Origin of the sequence: Escherichia sp. E1130 (assembly GCF_005781065.1) — a bacterium.
GTDB lineage: Bacteria > Pseudomonadota > Gammaproteobacteria > Enterobacterales > Enterobacteriaceae > Escherichia.
Map to the genome: position 1 here is coordinate 1 of NZ_VATL01000064.1, position 20,317 is coordinate 20,317.

At 47.6% G+C, this 20,317-nt stretch carries 16 protein-coding genes; 1 reads left to right on the forward strand and 15 read right to left on the reverse strand.

The features are described from left to right. Window positions 1–14 precede the first annotated feature (14 nt). The 15 genes from FEK66_RS25335 to FEK66_RS25405 form a co-directional block, all read right to left on the reverse strand. Window positions 15–245: a hypothetical protein gene (locus FEK66_RS25335; RefSeq protein ID WP_138211646.1), complete on the reverse strand. Its 231-nt coding sequence runs from the start codon at window positions 243–245 to the stop codon at window positions 15–17. Window positions 246–313: 68 nt separating this feature from the next. Next, window positions 314–2,383: an ATP-binding protein gene (locus FEK66_RS25340; RefSeq protein ID WP_135494966.1), complete on the reverse strand. Its 2,070-nt coding sequence runs from the start codon at window positions 2,381–2,383 to the stop codon at window positions 314–316. A gap of 44 nt (window positions 2,384–2,427) precedes the next feature. Then, complete coding sequence (locus tag FEK66_RS25345) at window positions 2,428–3,357, reverse strand: Pvc16 family protein (RefSeq protein WP_167854248.1); 930 nt, start codon at window positions 3,355–3,357, stop codon at window positions 2,428–2,430. A 25-nt stretch (window positions 3,358–3,382) separates the two neighbouring features. Continuing rightward, window positions 3,383–5,143: a contractile injection system tape measure protein gene (locus FEK66_RS25790; protein ID WP_171023588.1), complete on the reverse strand. Its 1,761-nt coding sequence runs from the start codon at window positions 5,141–5,143 to the stop codon at window positions 3,383–3,385. 375 nt (window positions 5,144–5,518) lie between these two features. Continuing rightward, entirely contained in the window at window positions 5,519–6,736 is a 1,218-nt protein-coding gene (locus FEK66_RS25355) for a hypothetical protein (RefSeq protein WP_138211647.1), read from the reverse strand. A gap of 44 nt (window positions 6,737–6,780) precedes the next feature. Next, complete coding sequence (locus tag FEK66_RS25360; RefSeq protein ID WP_135494962.1) at window positions 6,781–7,176, reverse strand: hypothetical protein; 396 nt, start codon at window positions 7,174–7,176, stop codon at window positions 6,781–6,783. A 23-nt stretch (window positions 7,177–7,199) separates the two neighbouring features. Next, on the reverse strand, window positions 7,200–8,696 hold the full coding sequence (locus FEK66_RS25365; RefSeq protein WP_167854246.1) for a hypothetical protein: 1,497 nt from the start codon (window positions 8,694–8,696) through the stop codon (window positions 7,200–7,202). Next, entirely contained in the window at window positions 8,680–11,703 is a 3,024-nt protein-coding gene (locus tag FEK66_RS25370; RefSeq protein WP_171023589.1) for a hypothetical protein, read from the reverse strand. The genes FEK66_RS25365 and FEK66_RS25370 overlap by 17 nt, the downstream gene beginning before the upstream one ends. Then, window positions 11,700–14,441, reverse strand: coding sequence for a hypothetical protein (locus FEK66_RS25375; RefSeq protein ID WP_138211649.1), 2,742 nt, complete (start codon window positions 14,439–14,441; stop codon window positions 11,700–11,702). Before FEK66_RS25375 ends, FEK66_RS25370 begins: the two co-directional genes overlap by 4 nt. A gap of 15 nt (window positions 14,442–14,456) precedes the next feature. Next, entirely contained in the window at window positions 14,457–14,891 is a 435-nt protein-coding gene (locus FEK66_RS25380; RefSeq protein ID WP_135494956.1) for a hypothetical protein, read from the reverse strand. After that, window positions 14,879–15,229, reverse strand: coding sequence for a GPW/gp25 family protein (locus FEK66_RS25385; protein ID WP_167854245.1), 351 nt, complete (start codon window positions 15,227–15,229; stop codon window positions 14,879–14,881). The genes FEK66_RS25380 and FEK66_RS25385 overlap by 13 nt, the downstream gene beginning before the upstream one ends. 100 nt (window positions 15,230–15,329) lie before the next feature. Next, window positions 15,330–16,955 carry a phage baseplate assembly protein V gene (locus FEK66_RS25390; RefSeq protein ID WP_135494954.1) on the reverse strand — a complete coding sequence of 542 codons (1,626 nt, stop codon included), beginning with the start codon at window positions 16,953–16,955 and terminating at the stop codon, window positions 15,330–15,332. Beyond that, on the reverse strand, window positions 16,933–17,646 hold the full coding sequence (locus FEK66_RS25395; protein WP_135494953.1) for a hypothetical protein: 714 nt from the start codon (window positions 17,644–17,646) through the stop codon (window positions 16,933–16,935). The genes FEK66_RS25390 and FEK66_RS25395 overlap by 23 nt, the downstream gene beginning before the upstream one ends. A 157-nt stretch (window positions 17,647–17,803) precedes the next feature. After that, window positions 17,804–18,337, reverse strand: coding sequence for a phage tail protein (locus FEK66_RS25400; protein ID WP_135494952.1), 534 nt, complete (start codon window positions 18,335–18,337; stop codon window positions 17,804–17,806). Between the two features lie 32 nt (window positions 18,338–18,369). Further along, a complete protein-coding gene (locus FEK66_RS25405; RefSeq protein WP_167854243.1) occupies window positions 18,370–19,569 on the reverse strand; it encodes a phage tail sheath family protein in 1,200 nt (399 codons plus the stop codon). A gap of 72 nt (window positions 19,570–19,641) precedes the next feature. Between FEK66_RS25405 and FEK66_RS25410 the strand changes: the two genes are divergently transcribed. Then, a protein-coding gene (locus FEK66_RS25410; RefSeq protein WP_138211650.1) for an IS1 family transposase occupies window positions 19,642–20,317 on the forward strand; the annotation gives its coding sequence in 2 pieces (ribosomal slippage) (window positions 19,642–19,888 and window positions 19,888–20,317; 677 coding nt annotated over the 2 pieces). This gene is flagged as partial in the annotation.

Here is a 20,317-nt window from a genome sequence, read left to right on the forward strand (position 1 = left end):
CGATGGTCAAAGCACTAAACTGGATGACGTTGTTGGGTATGCCGGACAGCGTTCGGATCGCATAACAAGGGTTCCAGCGGCATCCTAGCGGCTGACTCTGATTTATTCAACAAAGCCACTACAGGTGTGTTTTTCGCTACTTCATCTTCTTTTTCAGTCGATACTTTTAAATCATCAATTTTTTCTCTATTGGTGTAAATAATGGCGTTTTTAAAATCCTTCCTGTCATCAGCTGACATACCCATATAATATTCATCATTGAGAAATGGATTATTTTCGGCCAATTATTGTTTGTGTTATTTGGTTGCAAACATCAAAGATTACGCCCCATTTTAGCCATCTCCCGTTTCATGGCCTTGTCAATATGGGCAGAGCTGATACATGTTTCCTCTGCGGCCAGCCAGCTCGCCTGCAAAGCAATGTTACGGATATTAGCACCGGTTAACTGCACCTGCGCTAACCGGGAAAAATTAACGTCGGGGGCTAGTGAAAACTCAGCCGGCCAGGCCTGTCGCCACATTTTTTCCCGTAACACAGCATCTGGCCAGTGGAAACGGGTAATAAAGGTAAAACGGCGAGTGAAGGCGTCGTCAAGGTGACTGCGGTTATTGGTAGCCAGTATCACCAGCCCCGGATGCTGTTCCAGTCGCTGGAGCAAATAGGCTACCTCTATATTGGCGTGGCGGTCCTTCGCATCCTTACTTTCGCTGCGCTTGCCAAACAATGCATCCGCCTCATCAAAAAACAGCACACCTGCGTCCTGGGCCGCCAGGTCAAAAATACGTCCCAGATTTTTTTCCGTTTCGCCAATATATTTGTTCACCACCGTAGATAGATCGACTTTTATCAGATCAACCCCCAGTTCTGCGGCAAGTATTTCGGCAACCAGCGTCTTACCTGTACCCGGATTGCCGTAAAATAATGAGCTGATGCCTGTGGCCAACCCCAGTTTGTGGGAAAATCCTCGGGCCAGAACGGCTTCCCTGCACCTGACCGCCATAAGCAAGTCGCACAGTTCTTCCTTAAGCTCTACATCAATAACAATATCCTGCCAGCGCCGCTGCGGCGAGATGCGCTGTGCCAGTCGACCAAAGTTCTGGCGCGCACGGCGAAGGAAGGTTTGTCGAAAATCTGATTCCTGCGGTACGGCGTTTCTGCAGCTGAGTGCTCGGGTTTCGTCGATAGCGTTACGCATATCATGCCAGGAAAGGGCCACTTGCTGAATTAGCTGCCGGGCATCCCAGCCAGGCTCCTCTTTCAACAGAGTAATAAATTGCTCATACCGGGTAGCGGCATCAGGCGCTCTCAGATTGACCATCAGGCGGCTCAGGTCAGGAAAGGGAAAACGAGCGTCATCGGATGATAACAGGCAACAAATGGGGCGTGGCATCCCCTCCTGCCCGAACTGCGTGACCAGTTGTATGAGTGTTTCTCTGATGTTTACCTGGTGAATATCATCCTCCGACTTAATCTCGCATGAACCCTCCAGATTTAAGACCAGCAGAATACCCCATAACCGCGTAATACTCAGTAGCTGGATGAGCATTCTGACCGCTCCACGCGCATCCGCCAGCAGGTACGACCAGGATACCAACAGGGCTCGGGTACCCATCCGTTGTGCCAGCGTTCCCATGCTGGCCTCGCTGTCCGCTCCCGGCGCACACCTAATTTCTAATAGAGGGGGCAAAAGTTCCAGTACAGGCAGTGTTTCCAGATCAGATGAGGCTCCGTCAGGTTGTGGCTCAAGCCAGCGAGTAAAACGTTCCAGATCCCCCGGTAATCGGTATTCCCCCAGAAGCCACTGGCGAACCCACTCTGGTGTTTGAAATATACGGTAACCTGATGTCTTTTCAGGCAGCAGTTCGATAAGACTGTAGTGAAGAAGTGGTGCACTGGTAGAAAAACTTTGTTCATACGCCTGGCGTGCATAAGTTTCTGTACAGAATACCGCCAAAATCAATTCCAGTGAGGGTTGGCCATTTCTCTGAAAGGGCATCCCGGAGAACAGTTGCTGATAACGAGGTTCAAAAGCATTCAGGCAACCCACAATGACCACCGTTAACTCAAAGTTTGTAAGCTGATAGTCCTCTGCTAATTGTGTCAGGCGACTGTGCTGCGCTAGTGAAAACTCTGGGATGCTGCATGACCAGTTGGCCGTTTGCATCGACCAGTACGGGAGATGTTCCGGGGTATATTCAGATAAATGGCCCCGTTCAATGAACTCTGGCAGATTGCCCTCCTGATGTGCCCAATAAAACTGCAGCAACCGGCTATCCACCATAGCTACGGCAGCCAGAAAATGGTTCATCGGGCTTTCTTCCTCTTCCATATACAGAACCCTCTGAACGGTTTCATCAGACTGCTCATCAATAATATGACGCATTAGATTCATTTCTCCCTAAAGGGGCTACAGGTCCCCTTACCACCTCAGCAATTATCTCTGACGCAACATGACCTCATCATCTGGATTTGGCGGAGTATTGCCACTAGTTCCTGGCTATCGACGTCAACAACGGTATAGATGTTGCCAGAAGATTCCAGGGTCATCCCGATCCAGTCGGCAATCTGTGATTCAACAACCTCCGCAACGTGGGCAAGCAGCAGGCCACTTACCAGAACCCGAATATCCTGACATTTTTCTGTATATCTGCGCTCGTTATTCTCCGACACACAAGCATTAACCTTTAACACAATTCCGGCCAAAGCCCCTGGCTCCACCAGTACCTGTAACTGTGCCATCAACTGCTGTTCCAGCAACAACTGCCAGTAAGCTACGTTTTGCACCACTGTTGAACGAATATCGAAAATCGGTGTGACAGGCTCCGCCCGGCTCGCATACTCCACCGGAAGTGTCACAGAAAAATTAATAATAGCTCTGGGTTTATTCCCCAGAGCCTGCCAGAAATTCCCAAGGCTGTTTAAGGCCTCAGGTTCAATAGTGCGGACGGTAAATTGGGCAAAATCGGGATTAATACGCATATTCAACAAGGCCTTAACTACCCGATTTAAATAGCGTACAGACTGGTTATCTGCAGCCGCCGCCGGTTCGTACCCGCTGCTGCTGCTTTCACTGTCCCAGTAGGTAGCCAAATAAAGGCAACGAACGCAGGCCTCAGCCGGTGAAAAACACTGTTCTTTTGGTAAATAACGCCGCCTTTCACCGTGACGTAGCGCTAAATCTTCATGGATCAAGTATAGGAACAGATGCAATGTTGGTATGGAAGGAGGATTCGTGGAGTCGGGAGGATCAAAACGAATATCAACAGTTTTTCCCTCTTCCAATTGTAGAAAACTGCGGATATGGTCTTCAATACGGATATTTAATTGTGCGATTTCATCGTCTGTATCATTCAGCATAATCGATGTTCCTGTAACCAGTTGATTATAAAAAACAGGCTGATTCAGGCAGAGGCCACGATACACTAATCGGAGTCGCCAGCCAGGGGAGCAGTGGCCGCTGGAGGGTAAAACCATCCAGCGGCCACTGCAATTCAAGTAACAACAGGTCATACGGCTCCGATGTCACCTGCCAGTACCAGCCGTCATCCTGATAAGAAAGTATACCTGGGCGCTGAAGAAACAGAGCACAAAATAGTTCACTCTCCCATTCTGTTAAGGAGCTAAAGCGTTGTAAGGGTGGCAGTTGAGCCATCACCGCAACCAGCCAGCGCGCGCCCTGTTCGCGCTGTTCTTCGTTAATCGTAATATCTGGAGGTAGTGCCACCTCCGGTGGCAGTCCACACAATATCCGCAGGCTTGCCATACGCCATTCAGCGGCAGGAACCTCATCTTGCCAAATCAGATTATCCAGCAATTGCACCGCCTGGTGTCGAGCAAAGTCATCCATTCCCTGTGGCCAAAGTTGAGAGAAAAGCGCGGGCAACATTGACCAACACAGCACCATACCGGCACCCGCCACGGTCAATGTCGTGGTCAATGGTAACCCGGGGAAGGCATCATTACGCCCGGCACTTCTATATATCTCTGGTACTCTCACGTTCTCTGCTTCCATTCCGGCAGTTACCTTCTTGCTACTCCGGTTTCGTGCGCCGGCATTTCCTTTTTTGTCTCCTCGCTGCCTGTCTGCACCTGCGCTGTCAGTGGCCACTGTTCCGGAAATTACATTCTGGCTCTGTGCGCCAGCATTTCCTTTTTCATCTCCTCGCTGCCTGTCTGCGCCTGCGTTGTCAGTGGCCACTGTTCCGGAAATTACATGCTGGCTCTGTGCGCCAGCATTTCCTTTTTCATCTCCTCGCTGCCTGTCTGCGCCTGCGATGTCAGCAGCCGCCGTTCCGGCGGTTACCCTCTCGTTATCCCAAAATGAAACACTGCCGTCTAAAGCCAAGCCTTGCCTGGCGTTTGCATTTAGCTCATCAGAGTTATCGTTTTCCCTCTCCAGATACTGTTGTCCATGCTGGTTATTATCTTGTTGCAACCGATGTACAAAAGCCAGGGTAAGCGCGGATAGACTTTCTCCGCGTGGTGCCTGCGGCCATAGCAAATGAATTAATCGCCGTCGGACGGGGGGAGAAAGTAAACGCCACAGTCGCTCACGTGCATCAGCAGATACCAGCTCCCCCCATAATGCCTGTTTCCAGACGATGCTATCTCGCTGCCACTGCTCGATCAACCATCGTTGTGCCGAACGGTGTTTCTGCATTGCTGATGCACTATCCAACACTGGTAACCAGAGTTGTGGCCAGGGCCAGAACCCCTGACTCAAATAACGAATAAATGCCTGGCGCAAAATCTCTGGCGATGGATCTTCAGCTATATGTGTAGCTGGGTACAGTCTATTGGACACATTATTGTCACCGCACTGTGTGTGTTGAGCCAACATTGGTATGCGGATATCCTCACTATCCGACTGCTGCCATACCTGCTGTGCTAGCCACTGTCCCAGGTACTGGCGAAGTCTGGTACTAAACTCGGCTTCAAACTGATTGGCCGGTATCACACCCAAATCAAGTTCCAGTCTTGGTTGAATAAAATCGATATGAAAACGTGCCTGCCAGTACGTCAGCAAAGCTGCTAAATCTGAACGAACCTGACTATGGAAAACATTGTGAGTCCGATGGATATACTGTTGCCCTAACGAGGGCGATGTACCAATGATTAACGTTAGCCGAATTATGCCCCCCATAGAATCCTCACTGTTTGTCCCTTTAATCACCCAATTAAATTAATAACACTAACTAAATTAATAAATATCAACGTTTAGATGTTATATCAGCTTTAATACGTCACTAACATCTCTCGTTGAACACTACCGTTAATAACAGGATGGTAATATACGAAAGAATAAGGAATGCTTGCATGGATAATAATACAAATAAAAATGCATGGTACAAAAACGTTTGAAAAACATTAAATTAAAAAGTCAGATTCGAAATGACAATATTTAGCGCAACGCATCATCCTTGTGTAAGCTAAAAGCTAAAACATTAGCCGTCACATTGACAATCTGCATTGGTATAAATACTCTTTGCTTTATGCATGTCGTCATCACTCACTTACATTAATAATATGTAATTCTGGGTGTAACACCCCCTTTATATATATACACACAACACCGTTTGGTTGTGTTTAACATGGTGTATTTTGCTTCTTTATCAAACAAAACCACTAACTCCTTGTCACTCCAATTCTCATCATTCCTTTTCATGAAAAAGATCCCCACATCATTAGAGTAATAAATATCGCCATTGTCATCAAATGCTATATCCCCATTTGACCCGGGCTCGCCGACATTCAGTTCAACAACGTCATTATTTTCAGTATAAAAATTAATACGGATTACACCCGAGTTAAATATATACTCAGCCTCCATGAAGCCATCATTTGAAACGCAACATATTGCATTGCCATTGAATTTTTCCTCTGAATATCTATGCCTGAGCACCCACTCTTCCGACACATTGTTACGTTGGAAAGGACTTAACGCTGTACCTAATTTTTTCCTATTGAAAAACAAACCGTTTTGGGACACAACAGACACTCCATTACGTACATACTCGCCTGATTCTTCGAAATACATGTATTTGTCCTCCCCATCTGAATTAAGCGCAATAAATTGGTATCCACCTGGATTGCCGCCAAAGGCGGCATAGGCGTCAGCCCCCGGAATTAAAAAGAATCCATCATCAACATAAAAGAGCCACCACCGAGTGGGGGGATCAGGGACGTAAGCTCCAACGATAAAATCAGAGTTTATCCATCGTTCCCACCGTCCATCATTCTCTTTCAAAATACATACGGAATACTGAGCAGAATCGAGATAATTTTCTTTAAGTAAATAAAGTAAAATATAATTTCCGCAAATGCTTAGTACAGGAGTCGAACCTTCAAATCCATGAGGAATAGTAACCACATCAGACAAATGCAGATAATGAGATACTGCTATCCTCTCTGCTCTGGTTAATAAAAAAAAGTCGTCAAAAGAAACCGAGTCACCTTCCTTAACCGTTAAAAAACCATCACTATTAAATTCTCCACCACCATTTTCTTTCAGGTTAACACTCAACAGCCCTTCTGATATAAACAATCCACTGTCTTTTTCTACTGGGATGGTTAAGCGCCCCTCTGCATCTGTGTGGAATATTTCGTCCACTTTCAATAAATCATTAATCTTACCTGATTCATTAATTATCTGATGAAAGTCTTCGGGGAATGGGATAGCTCCCGCATCAAATTTTGATTTTAACTCAAAGCTCGATAATTTATTTTTCATTTTCATAAATACTCACCCATCTTATTCAACAATACATCGCCCCATAAACATCAAGCAATACGGTTCAGTAACCCTGCTATTAAATCCAGGTCGCGAAATGGTAAACGTGCAAAAGCAGCAGGATTGACGGCGACAGAACCATCCAGAGAAAGCTGTCCCTCGCTCAACTGCAGGCCGCCATCTGGTTTAAGCTTAATGCGTAGACCACTAACCCCATCTTCTATCCCCGGCCCGGTATGCAGTGCCAGTTTACCATTGTCATTTTTAAATCCCGCGCCAGGAATAATCTTGTTCTGGTTGCTGTCCCAGCCAAATAACGTCTGCCATACAAAAGCCCAGTCAATCAACGTGTGGAAGGCAAGTTCAGTGGGAATTTTTCCCCCCGCAAATTTTGCAGCGAGTTCACTGAGAGAAATTATGTCGCTTGCAATTTGTTTCTGTTCCATGGGTTACCTCCAGCCTGTTAACATTATTCATAAATATAAACTTTTCCCGTATCTGCTGCGCCCGGTGCACCAATAGCCAGCAGATTCCCCCCCCTGCCCAACGCTATTGACTGACCAAATCGGTGATTTACCATGCCATCTTCAGCCAGTAATCGCTGGCGAAATTTCAAATCTTCCCCAAACCACCAGGCTGCACCGGTCACGATGCCATCTTTATTTTTGCCTACAGGTGACGATACAGCCAGCGTACCACCATCACCGCTCAGAGCGACCCGAAGACCAAATTGTTCTCCTTCACTGGCATCACCTGTCAACTTAGCTCGAAACTCCCATTTATTATTACACCGGTGATAAAGATATACGGCTCCGCGGCGAGCCTCTTCTTCAGGGCACCCCACGGCCAGCATATCCCCTGCATTATTCAAACTGAGACTGGCTCCGAATTTTCCCGCGACACCATCCGGGCTCAGGGGAGGATGCATCACCCATTTTTCTCCAAAACGTTGCCAAACTGTGACCTCTCCGTTATCGTCGTTGCGGCCAGGGGCAGAGGCAACAAACGTTCTGCCATCTGCACTGATGCAGACCTCTGTACCAAAGGAGTCATTCGCAACGGGCAACGGCAGGGTAAAACGTTGCTCACTTCTATTATCAAGGCCCCTGATTAAGAAACAGCTGCCTTTATTATCCTCATGGCCAGGGGAACCAACAACTAGGTAATCACCGCTACTGTCCATGGATACTGAGTTTGCATAAAACATACCTATGGCACCATTAGCTGGCTTTTGCATGCTCTCTAAGGTCTGCCATTCACCTTCCTGTTCTCGGGAAATCCTGTATCCCCCCATATCTGACGTATTATTAAATCCGATGATAAATATATCGCCATTACCATTGATACATAATGGACGTCGAGTTGATAAGTTATCATGCGCTACGTGATAAATAATTGACCATCCCTCCGGGTTACGCTCCAACAAATATGTCCTAAATATAGATCCTGGTTTTCCCCCTACAACCAGGCGTAATCCATCACGGCTGAATGCTATCTCGCTTCCCAGTGTGTTGCTGTTAGCCTGAGTAAACTCTGGTAGTGGGGTGACTGATGGGTCCATCTTGTCAGCATTATTAAACCAATTAAATAGATGTCCCTTATTTTCCTGGCTTAATCCCTCAAAAAATTCAACCGACAATTTTTGTGTCGGGTTAATGGCCAGTCCTCCATCGTCATCAAAATACAGAGGACTTTCTTCGTCAATATTTAACGTAATGCCCTTTTCTGGAGAGCTTACTACTCCGGGTCCAGCAGCAATCGCCAGTCTGCCGTCATCCTGTTCAATGAGTCCTGCCCCCGGTTTTCCATCATCACTGAAATGCCCTGCACAGGTTTTAGCCATTGCACTCATGTCAACCAGTCTGGCATAATCTTCCTCTGTGGGTGTGCTAGACAGACTGAACCTTTCTTTAAGATCCTGAGAAAGGGATCGTATCGCTTTTAGAGTTTCAGTTGTTTTCATCATTATGTTCCTGTTCATCATGGAGGAGCGCTGAGTTACTTTGTGATTTGGTAATATAATGAATCTTATATCTAATTAAATCATCCTCATAAGCTTCATGCCAGTTCGCATCCTCGTCCGAAAACTCTTCAAGTTCGGCAGGTCTGGCAATATGACGTATCGCCAGACCTGCCGCCGTTCCACTTGCAGGAGTAAATAGCACATCGGCATTTTTCATCCGCTCATAACTGCTCTCTTGCCAGTAGAAATCTACATCTGCATAGGTATCTAGTTCTGTTGCAGTCGCAACATGCATCACACCCAACCCTCCAGCGCGTGGAGGAAGTTCGCCCAGTGACAGCAGAGAGAGCAGCTGATAAGCCAGATCACCGTGAGGCTCGCCATTATTCTGCCACCTGGACCATATATCACCCAGATATCTGAAATCCTCCATGTTAAACCAGTGTAGCCAACATCGGATATGGCAAGGCATCTCCTCATCAACTACCTGACGGACCCAACGAATTACCGTGTTTTTATCCAGACTCTCAGAACCAAAAATAACGTCTCGATTAAACACTAAACTGACGGTGAACGAGAAGCGGTCACGAGTCAAATCATGGGGAAACCAGACAAAGTTCGGCGACGGAAGCGGAAATGTTTCACCCTCGCTACAGCGCAGCAGCAGGCGGGCATTCAACGGGTCCAGCTCCGTAATAACAGCGCTAAAGGCAGGAGCGAATGTGATGATACGCCGATTCTGCGCTACTTCATATTGTAGCAACACCAACGAGTCCCCCTCATGAAACGAGGGGGGCAGCGGATCGAACATAAACCAGGCCTCGTTCCCATCGCCAATTACCTCTTCTGGCTGGTAAGCAAACGATTTTTCCATCAGCCACAGATCGCTGACACGCCAGTGGAGCGTATTATTTGTCAAGGCGTTAACTATCAGCTGCCAGTTACTAAATAGACTGATATAATCATCCGACTTAATCATGGCCCGTGTATCGTCGATATCGGTGATGACGAGGTTTGTCACTAATAGTGGTCTATCATCAATATCTAAGACTAAATCAATTTGTTGACCTCGCACCAGCTTTCCTGATTCCAGCGTTAGCCAGATTTCAGCCGGGGGCTGCAGCGACTCTTTATCGCTTATATCTGTCACAGGGTAAATATTTTGATCCTGTTCATTTGGGCGCTCAGGCAACAGCGCCCAATGTTCTACCAGATAGAACGGCAGATCCTTTAAACGTTCCTCCGGGATTGGTGGTGCAGGCAAAGTAAACAGTTTCGCCCCAAATCCCAGTCGTGCAGCGATACGCTTAATGGGGGCCGAAATTTCACCAATGCGCAGGGCACTTCCGCCATAGCCGATTTCTGCCTGCTCACTCAACCAGCCGCGCTGTACCTGCAAATAGTCTAGGTTAAACTCGCTCGCCTGTTCCAAAATCCGTGGCGTACGTTCACGACCAAAATAGCCTAACAACCAGTCCAGCAGCGCCAGCTCATGTTCGTTGTCCTTGCCTTGCCTTTCTGCTTCATGTTTTAATTCTTCGGTATATTCGGCATGTATAGGGGCAGAGATCTCGGCCTGAGGGTCAACCAGCGGCACGGTAGTAAATGGCCACTGAGCCCCCCACAAAACTGGCGGCTGCTCAATGGACCGCCTAAAAGAAAGCAATTCAGGCAAGCTCGCCAGCATGGCAAAACGGTTACTCAGCCATTGTTCAAACGGTAGTAAAAATTGATGTAGCTGACGCACCCTCTGTTCTGGTTCCGGTTCTTGCAGACCATATAATGGTGGCAGGATACCACTGGCGCTGAAATAACGTCCCACATTGCGCCAGCGCCCAAAGGGAAGTACATTCTCTTCTGGCTCGAGCAGCCCCGGTTTTTGTAACCATTGTGTGATTGCATCCGGGGTTACAATCAGTTGTTGTCCCCGTTTAAACAGCCGTACTTTTGTGCCCTCTGCCAGCTGCGCCAATGGGTTATTTCCCCACAATAGCGGGTAGTGTTTTTCTTCAATATGGCACAGCCATCCGGGTTCGCCAGTACTGAGCGTACGTAATGCTTTTACACCAGCCATGGAGAGGATCTTCTCTGCCAGCGGCGTCAGCGGTATGTCGTAACCGTTGATATAGTCTGGTGCCGAATTTAATATTGGGATCCAGCCATGTTGCAATGCAGGGCCAAGCCAGATGTCACTGCTCTGCATCCCTTGAGCCTGAAGTGTGTTCGCACTGTCACGCGGTGGTGCAGGGTTCAAAAAATTCTCACAAAGTGTAAATAGATCTGCTAACACACGAGCTGGCTGATAGTTATCATCTTCCAGTTCCAGATCGATGGTCAGGTTGAGTGCTTGTGGCTGCAGCCAGTTTATTGAGCGAATCCGTTCGCCAATATTGCGGTTGTTGAGCAGAAAATCGCGAATGCCTTGCTCCGCAAGTTCTATGGGAATATCTCGCTCTGGCATCAGCCACAGGTGATAACCTCCCAGCAAGTGATAATGTGATGCCCTGTCTTCCTCTCCTTCTTCTTTCTTCGGTGGCCAGAAAGTGAAACGGTAACTGCTGCTGTCATACCAGTAGTGATACTGCTCCTCTGTGATTTCCTTGAGTAACAGCGCATCACGAAGCAGGAAGCTGTCCGGTAACTCGGGTATATCAAAATCCTGCTGATGCAAGTCCAGCAAGGCTCGCCGATAATCATTCATAGTAACCGGGCTATGGGTGAGCGCTCGTTGTGGGCCAAAAGCCCGACCAAAAATACCTTCCCGACCATCGGCCACTGCAGGCGGTGGTGTTAACAAATCGCGCAGCGGATGAGTATGTCGCCAACTGAGATCGAAAACGTTCCATGCCAACGCCTGCAATAGCGTAATACCTGGATCACTATCCAGACGATCAGTCCAGCTCTCTTTACCACTGTATGTCTTCAGCAACGTTTCCGTTTGCGTAACCAGCTCTTCAAAATCGATCTCATCCAAAAATTCGGTCCAGCGTTCATCAAAGTGGGTAGTCATACAACACCTTCCTGAGAGTCATGAACAAGAATACCGACCTGGCTTGGAGATAAACGCGGCATATCAATGGGGTTGTCAGACATACTATCCTCGGATAGCCCCAGTTGAAGCGTCACAACATTTTCAACCCAGGAATGACGCTGAATAAAGGCCAGAATCTCGAAGTAATCCAATTGATTTCCAGGCTGAACTACTGCTTGTTGCAATCTTAGCCTGGGCATATAGTGTTCTTGTCGCGCCTGCCAGGGCATATAGTGTTCTTGTAGCGCCTGCCAGAGTTGGGCATTGCCATTGGATGGCATTATATCCCGCTGAAAATTCACTTCCCATTCTATATACACATCAACATATTCCGGGTTCATCAATACAATATTGCCCCACAGAGAGGCTCTTTCATTCAGATATGCAGTCATTCTCTGCAGGCGCGCCAAAGAAAAAATAGGTCTCAGTGAATCGTCATTATCTTCACGTCCATTTTGCGGGATCACCAGAAACTTGGAGCTGTAAGCCTGAGCGTCACTGTTAACCTGCAATACCTGGTAAATCTCTGCGAACACCTCGGTTAACAGATCAATCACATCATTGCGAGTAATTGCCCGCTGGCGATGGCGTAAGCGCTGTGCCACCCTGCGGAAAAAATGAGTCTCATCTTCGCTAGCTATACCTCCCTCACTGGGCCAGGGTTGTTCGATACTAGCCACCCCAGGGATCGATATTTGCGGCGAGGTAATACTTCCAGCCTGCAAGGGCTGCTCGAAATGACTGTTACTAACAGGTTGGCTGTTGTCCAGCCATACCCGGACGGCATTACTCATCACCCTCCACAGACGCGGATAATGAAAACTTTGCGTCTCTCCGGTCTGCGTTGTTGGGAACAGAGCACGTAACCAGTATAGTTCCGGCGGCATACGAGTCTTGCCACGAGCAATATCCTGCGGTAACGTTACCTGCCACAGATTGCTGCCAAATAGCCCTTCTGTCTCGTCCCTGACTTTACTGTCGAGTGAATGCCAGCGACCATCCTCTGCCAGGTACTGCCACATGAGGTTATGCGGCTGGTTGCCCCACAGCTTCCAGTACAGCGACAGACTCTGTCCGGGCAAAACACCACTCATCCCTAACAACAACTGTGGAAAATTGGCGGCCTCAGTATCATCTGCAGCATCTATGAGATAGCCAAATGGTGTTAACCGATACTGTACTGGCATGCTATCCGTTATCGTACTGACAATTGCCAGATCACCAATACTGGGTGTATAAGGAGGGTTGAGTGGATTAGGTATCGTCTCTTGCTGCAGCAGTGTCTGATATTCTGCGTGCAGAAAATCCCTTGATATTAATTCCAGGCGTAACCACGACTCCCAAGCCTGTGTTTTTTCGGCATCCGTCGCAGGAGGTACGGCTACAACTCCCTCAGCCAGGTCGACAACCAACATCTCGCCCGTGGGAAAATCAGTCTCGCTAACATTTGATTGAAACAGCGGTATTTCCCCACCGAGGAGAGCAGGTTTAGCGTACCTGTTACAATATTTTGGCTGAACAGTGAACTCACTGTTGTTATTGGGTTTATTTGGGTAATTCATATACCAATGCGAAAAACTTTTGTTCGGCAAATCCAGCCAGCGGGGCGTGATGCTAACCTCAATAGTCAGTCCTTCCTCTGCCCACTCTGACGCAGTCCACTCTGGTGCCATTAAATTTATGCCACGCCCTAGAGTTCCGTGTACACCAAAAGGGTAACAACCTTCCAGAGGGGACGCTTGCCCGTCGTCGGTACTCATCGCAATGTCTGTAGCACCATCAATCGTCATAACTATTTTAGTCACTGTCAAAGCTTTGCCCCCGGCCCGACGCAGTCGTAATACTGGAACCTTATCCCAATAGTTATCCAACCCGGCAGGCGGTGCCGTCGCTGGGGCGGTTTCATCCAGGGTAAAAGTCCATTTATCATCAACTCTGGCAACCGACAGCTGTAACCACCCCTGCTCGCTGCTGATATCTGCTTGTAATGACTCTTTTTCCTCTGGATCAGGTTGTTCATCACCAAAAATGACTCTTATCGTCCGCCGACCGCTGGTTCCCCGTAATGCTGCCGAGGCCACGCTACAGCCGCCATATACCGGTAACGTCGATTCGCTTTGATTGGTGGTAAATAGACGTATTCCCCCCTCCGGCCACCCCCCTTCCGGAGATGGGTAAATCACTCGTGCCCGTGGTTCTTCCACCGCTGGCCAATAGTCACCACACCAGGCTATTTGTCCTGTGTTTGCCAGGAGCGGTTTTTCTGTACGGTAGAGTAAAGTCTCCCCTTTTTGCCCCTGTCCACCATTCAATGCAGTGCCAGCATCGATCAATAATTCCCGAACATTATCTTCGAGATGAACGGCAACGACAGTGCTGTCCGGGTGCGCTGGCTGCTCATGCATTTGCAGTAGTTCACGGTAATAAAACTGACGATGCCGTGTGGGATATGCATTAAATAAACGACGAGGTGTTTCCAATAAGTGAAAAAATGCCAGTAAAAAAGCCTGTTGTGGCACTAAATCCCCCCGGGCCAGGGATATATCCTGATACAGGCGAATCAGTTCCTGTTGGCTAAGACCTTGTGCGCTAAATACCTGCTGCCAATTTGCATTAAAATCACACCCTAGCGGGATTAACTGAATATAACGATTAAATTGTTCCAGCTGCCACTCTACAGAGCGGTTATCCAGCATAAAGGAATTATCTTCATCCATAAGAAGCTCCGGTTATCAGGTGTCTGCAAATACGTGATTATTGTGGGGTATTATCATCACATCTGCAGAGGATAAGGTTAGCGGGTCATCCTGAGGAGGAGAACCTGGCATTTTAGCCGGACTGGTTACACTAAATTTAAGTGGCAATTTATTATCATGAACAACAATATAATTTTCACTCGTGAGCTGCTGTGATTTTAATATTTTACTACTGTCTATCTCTATTCTCCCCTGTCCGGGGATTGAATGTCCTTTAAGGGTGATATAGGTAGCGTTAATTTTAAAATCCTGAATATCGTCAATAGTGAATATTTTTCTACCATCAATCGCAGCGTGCCCTCTTATACCATTCAGCATAATTGTAGGAGGAGTCAGTACCTTATGGTGACCGTTAAATATCGCCGAAGCCAACAGCATTTGACTGCCGGATGTAAGGATTAACTTACCCATACCCCCTCCCAGGAACGACGTGCGCTCATATCCAGACTGGCACTGAATCGTTGTATATCACTACTTCCCCGCACGCGGTAAACTACCTGAAATTCCAACAGATATGGCTCAGATGTACGTTTCTGCACATCCAGCGACAACAGTTCAATCCTGGGTTCATCTCGATGGACTGCATCTTCAATAGCCCGGCTTATCCGTGCAACTAAATCATCTCCAATATTCTGAAACATAAACTGATGAAAATCACATCCGAATGCTTCACGCATAATCCTTTCGCCCGGCAAAGTTGAAAATATTATTCGCAAGCTTTGCTGGATGCGATGATAATCAGTTGCCATTATTACACCATGGCTGGGGCTAAACTCTGGTGGAAATGACCAACCGCGGCCCAGGACACCTTCAATCTCTTTCATCATATTTACCAATATAATAAACAGGTTATCTTTTCAGGTCTATTTTCTTGCTGCTGATGACGACGCTACTTGCCCCCTTAACATCCAGAGTATTCTCCTTTAACAACAGGGAGCTTTTGTTTTTTACTACTGCGGAAATTTTCTCCTCGGCTGATATTTCAATACTATCCTGCTTCATCAGGAAAGTGTTCTTGTTCCTTATTAAGGAAAGGGTGTTTTCTTTTGTGTTGAATATAAGGCTTTGCTGTGTTTCCCCCTTTCCAAGGGTGATATATTTTGTTGTCTTAAAAGTTTTATTGTTAAACTGCGTCGGCATTTGTTTTATCGGATTATGTACTGCACCAAGGATGACTGGATAACGCGCATCGTTTTCCATAAAGGCCACAATGACTTCATCTCCAGGGTTGGGGTAAAAACCGAACGAGTTTGCATCACTTGCGTGTGGCAGCGCTATTCGCGCCCACAGTTCTCTTTTATTATCAAATACAGGAACTTTAATTGGCAGGCGATACCACGGTTTTGGATCTGCTTTATTTTCATACTCAGCCACAATACCGATTTGTATTCCCTTAATTTCCGGTGTCAATGCAGGCACCGTCCGAAGCGATGCCTCCAGACCAGCGATTAAATCGGTGTCCCAACGTTCTGCAGTGATTCGATGACGCACTTCGCTAATCACAACTTTGCCATCAAGTGAACTGTGAAAGCCCTCCACACTCACAACATCTCCGGGGTGGTATATCTCTTTACCCCATACTGAAAAATGGATTTGCTGTGCCGTAAGCTGGCGCTCTGCCTCCATGGCATCAATACGTGCCTGCAACTCATCTGGCTCCAGCGCCAACGCGTAGTTCAATCTGGCACTGCAGGCATCGCCTGTTTTTACCACGTCGCCGAGTCCACCGCTGGCAAAACTCAACTGCGCAGGTTTCAAGGGGGGAGTACTCATCTCCTGGTTCTTAAGATCCCAGTGAGAAATCGTGATATCTGAATTAAACGGAGGCTGGCGTCGCTGCCAACGGGCATTGACAATACCTGCGTACTGCAAACTATCCTCCCGCTTTAGCACTCTGCCAGCAGGCACCACACCGGACGGCATTTTTGCCAGTGTCAGTTTGACCTTATCTTTATCTTCTGATGTCGTTAGCCAAAGGTTATTCGCATGCAAGCGATACAGCAGAAACAGCCAGTCTGAACACTGATACTGAACCAACTGCTCATGTCTGTATGTTAAACCGCTGCTATCCGACAAAGAAAGCCCATGTGCTGAGAGGAGAGTTTTAATGATATCCACATCAGATGCAGCACTAAACACCATACTATGCAGAGTACGGCATAACCGATGTAGAAAATGGGCAATTTGAAAGGTCAAATGCGCCTTCTTATTATCCACCACTACATCCTGTTCAATTACCTCACCGGTAAACAATGTCACACTTTTACCAGCGATATCCCGTTTAATCACTACCTCACAACCGGGTCCCGTGGTGCTGAGTAAGGTATAAATCCCTTGTTCTGCGCCACTAATGACGAGATGTGCTTCAGGTATTTGATTGAGGGCATTGCGGGTTTCCAGTATTTCAATGGTATAGATTTTCGTATCCAGCTTATGCTGGTTAAAGGTGATGTTAAGATTGGGCAAAAGACTCATTGTTAGCCCCCACAAGTAAATTATCCCCGGCAGTGGGAGGACTCAGAGTGTCAAGATCGTTTGCCAAAGCCAGACTGTTAACCGTTAATCCAGCGGTAGCTGTTGACATCGCCGCCATGGCTGCAACTGTAGCTAGCGTGCTCATATCCTCTACATTAATTATGTTTCCCTGGGGGAGTTTTATATTCTGCTTTTCGAACTCAAGATTAGTGTCAGCTATCAGATGTAAAGAAACCTCAGCTCGCAGGGGGAGGCCCTGGCGATCGAAGCGTGTATAACGCACCGTTATCCCGGTCATATAGCCATTAAAACTTTTCTGTCCGCCCCATAGCATCTTCCCCCAACTACACTTGAGTAACAACGGATTCCCATTATTAGGATTGATACCTGCACACAGATTTTTCAGGTCTTCTATTTGCTGTTGTACCTGTTCTTCGCCCGCTTTTGTCGTATCTCCAAATAGCAGATCGACGGATAAAGTCCCAGGGCGAGCAATGACAAACTGATTAGCTGTTGATTTTTTGTTTATTGCATCTCGCTGTACATATTCAGTCTGATAACCAAATTGTAACGTATTTGGGTTGAATTTGACTTCCATCTCACCAACCAAAGAGGGCGGACTAACCTTTTCATCAGCGACCAGAAAGGCTTCGATGGTAAGCAGAGAAAATTTTTCATCAAACACACTCATAATTGTTTCTCCTGTCGGTAACGGAGCTCACGCATCACCTGTTCAACCACCAGAGCGATCAGTTTTTCCTGCTCTTGTCGAGAAAACGAAACAACCGAAGGGGTCGGGAGGGGGGGGGAAACCTCCGCCCGAATAACCAGTTCATGTATTTCGATCGTCATAACTTGATTCCGATATGTTTGATTCGATGGTAACTAAACTCAAAGCGGTTAAGGGTTATCTGATTTGCGTTAGCGTCGAAATCCCCCATAGACCAGCGAACCGGAATGGCTCCCATAATAGCCCAGGTGGCCACAGGGATAGTGGCTGAAACACCTCCTCCGGATGAGGACCACAGCATAATAATGATGTCGCTGCGAAATACCTGACCATCATTTAGCATGCGTTCAAAGGCAGAGGAAAATGGAGTAACGCCCATGATACCGCGCTCCATAATCAAATGATCGCGTTGAACAGTTCCCGGCAAATCGATCCCGGTTACGTTATCCCCCCCCTGATAATGCAGGGTGGAATTCAGACTACCGCCAAGCCCTGAGACCCTTTGAAAACGTAGATCCAATGGACTGGGAACTCGCGGCAAAGGAAGCATGCCCCCTACGATATCCTCACCATACAGAAACATTGTCACTGTAAAAAAATTCGCAACTACCGGTTTAAACAGCATGTCATGAGCGGTATCTACTATTGCCATGGTACCTATCTCTCTCTTGATTGAGCGCCCAATTAACCCCGTTTTTCTTGCTGTATAGCAAACTGTAAACGTAGTGTAATAAACTCCGCAGGGCAATGCAGAGCGACACCGACCTCCATGCTCAGCTGTCCCTGAGCCACCTCGTGTGCCGTCATACTCTCTCCCAGCCCTATATTAACGTAAAAGGCCTCTTGCTCTTGTCGACCCATCAGCCCACCTTTTAGCCACAGCTCGTTGAGCCATGAGAGAGAGAGCCCTTTCATCTTCAGCCAGGTTATCTGTGTATTGGGTTCAAAAACAGAAAAATGACAAAGTTGCACCAGTGATTGTTGTATATAAAGCAACGTCCGGCGGGTCTGGATATACTGCCGCCAGTCATATTCCACTTCACTGGATAGAGTGCGGCACCCCCAAATCCGACAACCACGCAGGGGGAAACTGCGGATCAGGTTAATACTCCTCCCATGACACTGAAACAGCCCCGAGCCTTGTCGCGCTGTGTACTCTGGTTGGATTATTTTATATAAAGGGACGTTAGCTGGCGCGCTCCAGACCCCCTTATCCCGATCCACTTTCCCCACAACTGCGGCAACAACTGCTGAAGGAGGAAGAAAGACAGCATCCAAACGCCCCTTGTTATTGTATAAACGCCCTTCAGGCTGATGATATTGGTAAGCACTTTTCAGGCGAGGCCAGTACACACTGCCACACTCTGCATTCAGTCCACTAAACATCTCCAGACATAATTGGGTCGATGTGGGTGAAGATGGTGCATCAAGCAAAGCATGGGCACGGCACTCTTGTGCCAGCTCAAGTAGATGTTGCCAATATCCAAGCCATTCAACATGGTTATTATCGTCCAACAGAACACTGTCGGGTACCGAAAGTAGCGTAATATCCTTCTGTTGTTTTACCGCCTGCCAGGCTTCTGGTGCAGTCAGAGCCTTTAATATTTCTCCATTGCCTAACGAGCCCAAAGACAAGACAAAACAACGCCGCCCACCGTTATCAAAATAAAGGCGTAACGCATAAGGCAGGACAGTTCCCTCTTCCCAGTCATTCTCCTTTGCCCACAGGCTAAACTGTTCATAGCTATATACTTCGTACAGCACGCCAATGGGAATTGACGAAATAAACCCTGCAAACACAGGTACTGCGGTATCCTGCGCCGCTGGCAGCGTCAACCATGACTCGCTAATCGCTACGCCAGGAAAAGGTAATTGCATCTGCATGTTTCCTCCCTTTAACGGTGATGCCTCTAATTGGTTGAATTGAAGTATAATGCTCGCTTTTGAGGTTTTCTCATGGCCATCGTTACTGTCCATTGTCCCCGTTGTCAGTCTGCTCAGGTTTACCGCCATGGTCAGAACCCTAAAGGCCGTGATCGGTTTCGCTGCCGTGACTGCCATCGTGTATTTCTGCTCACCTACACCTATGAAGCCCGTAAGCCCGGCGTCAAAGAGCAAATCACCGAAATGGCGTTCAACGGAGCAGGTGTCCGCGATACCGCAAGGACACTCAAAATTGGAATAAATACCGTCATCCGCACATTAAAAAACTCGCGCCAAAGAGAATAACGTCCTCTCCGGTCGCTCATGCAGATGTCGCGCTCATCTGCGAGCTCGATGAACAGTGGAGCTTTGTCGGCAGCAAGGCCCGACAGCACTGGCTCTGGTATGCCTACAACACCAAAACAGGTGGTGTTCTTGCTTATACGTTCGGACCACGAACGGATGAAACCTGTCGTGAGCTGCTGGCTCTGCTCACCCCGTTTAATATCGGCATGATAACGAGCGACGACTGGGGAAGTTATGCCAGAGAAGTCGCGAAGGAAAAGCATCTGACCGGCAAACTATTCACTCAGCGCATTGAGCGTAACAATCTGACGCTGAGAACCCGCATCAAGCGTCTGGCCCGCAAAACAATCTGTTTTTCACGCTCAATTGAGCTACATGAAAAGGTTATCGGGGCCTTCATTGA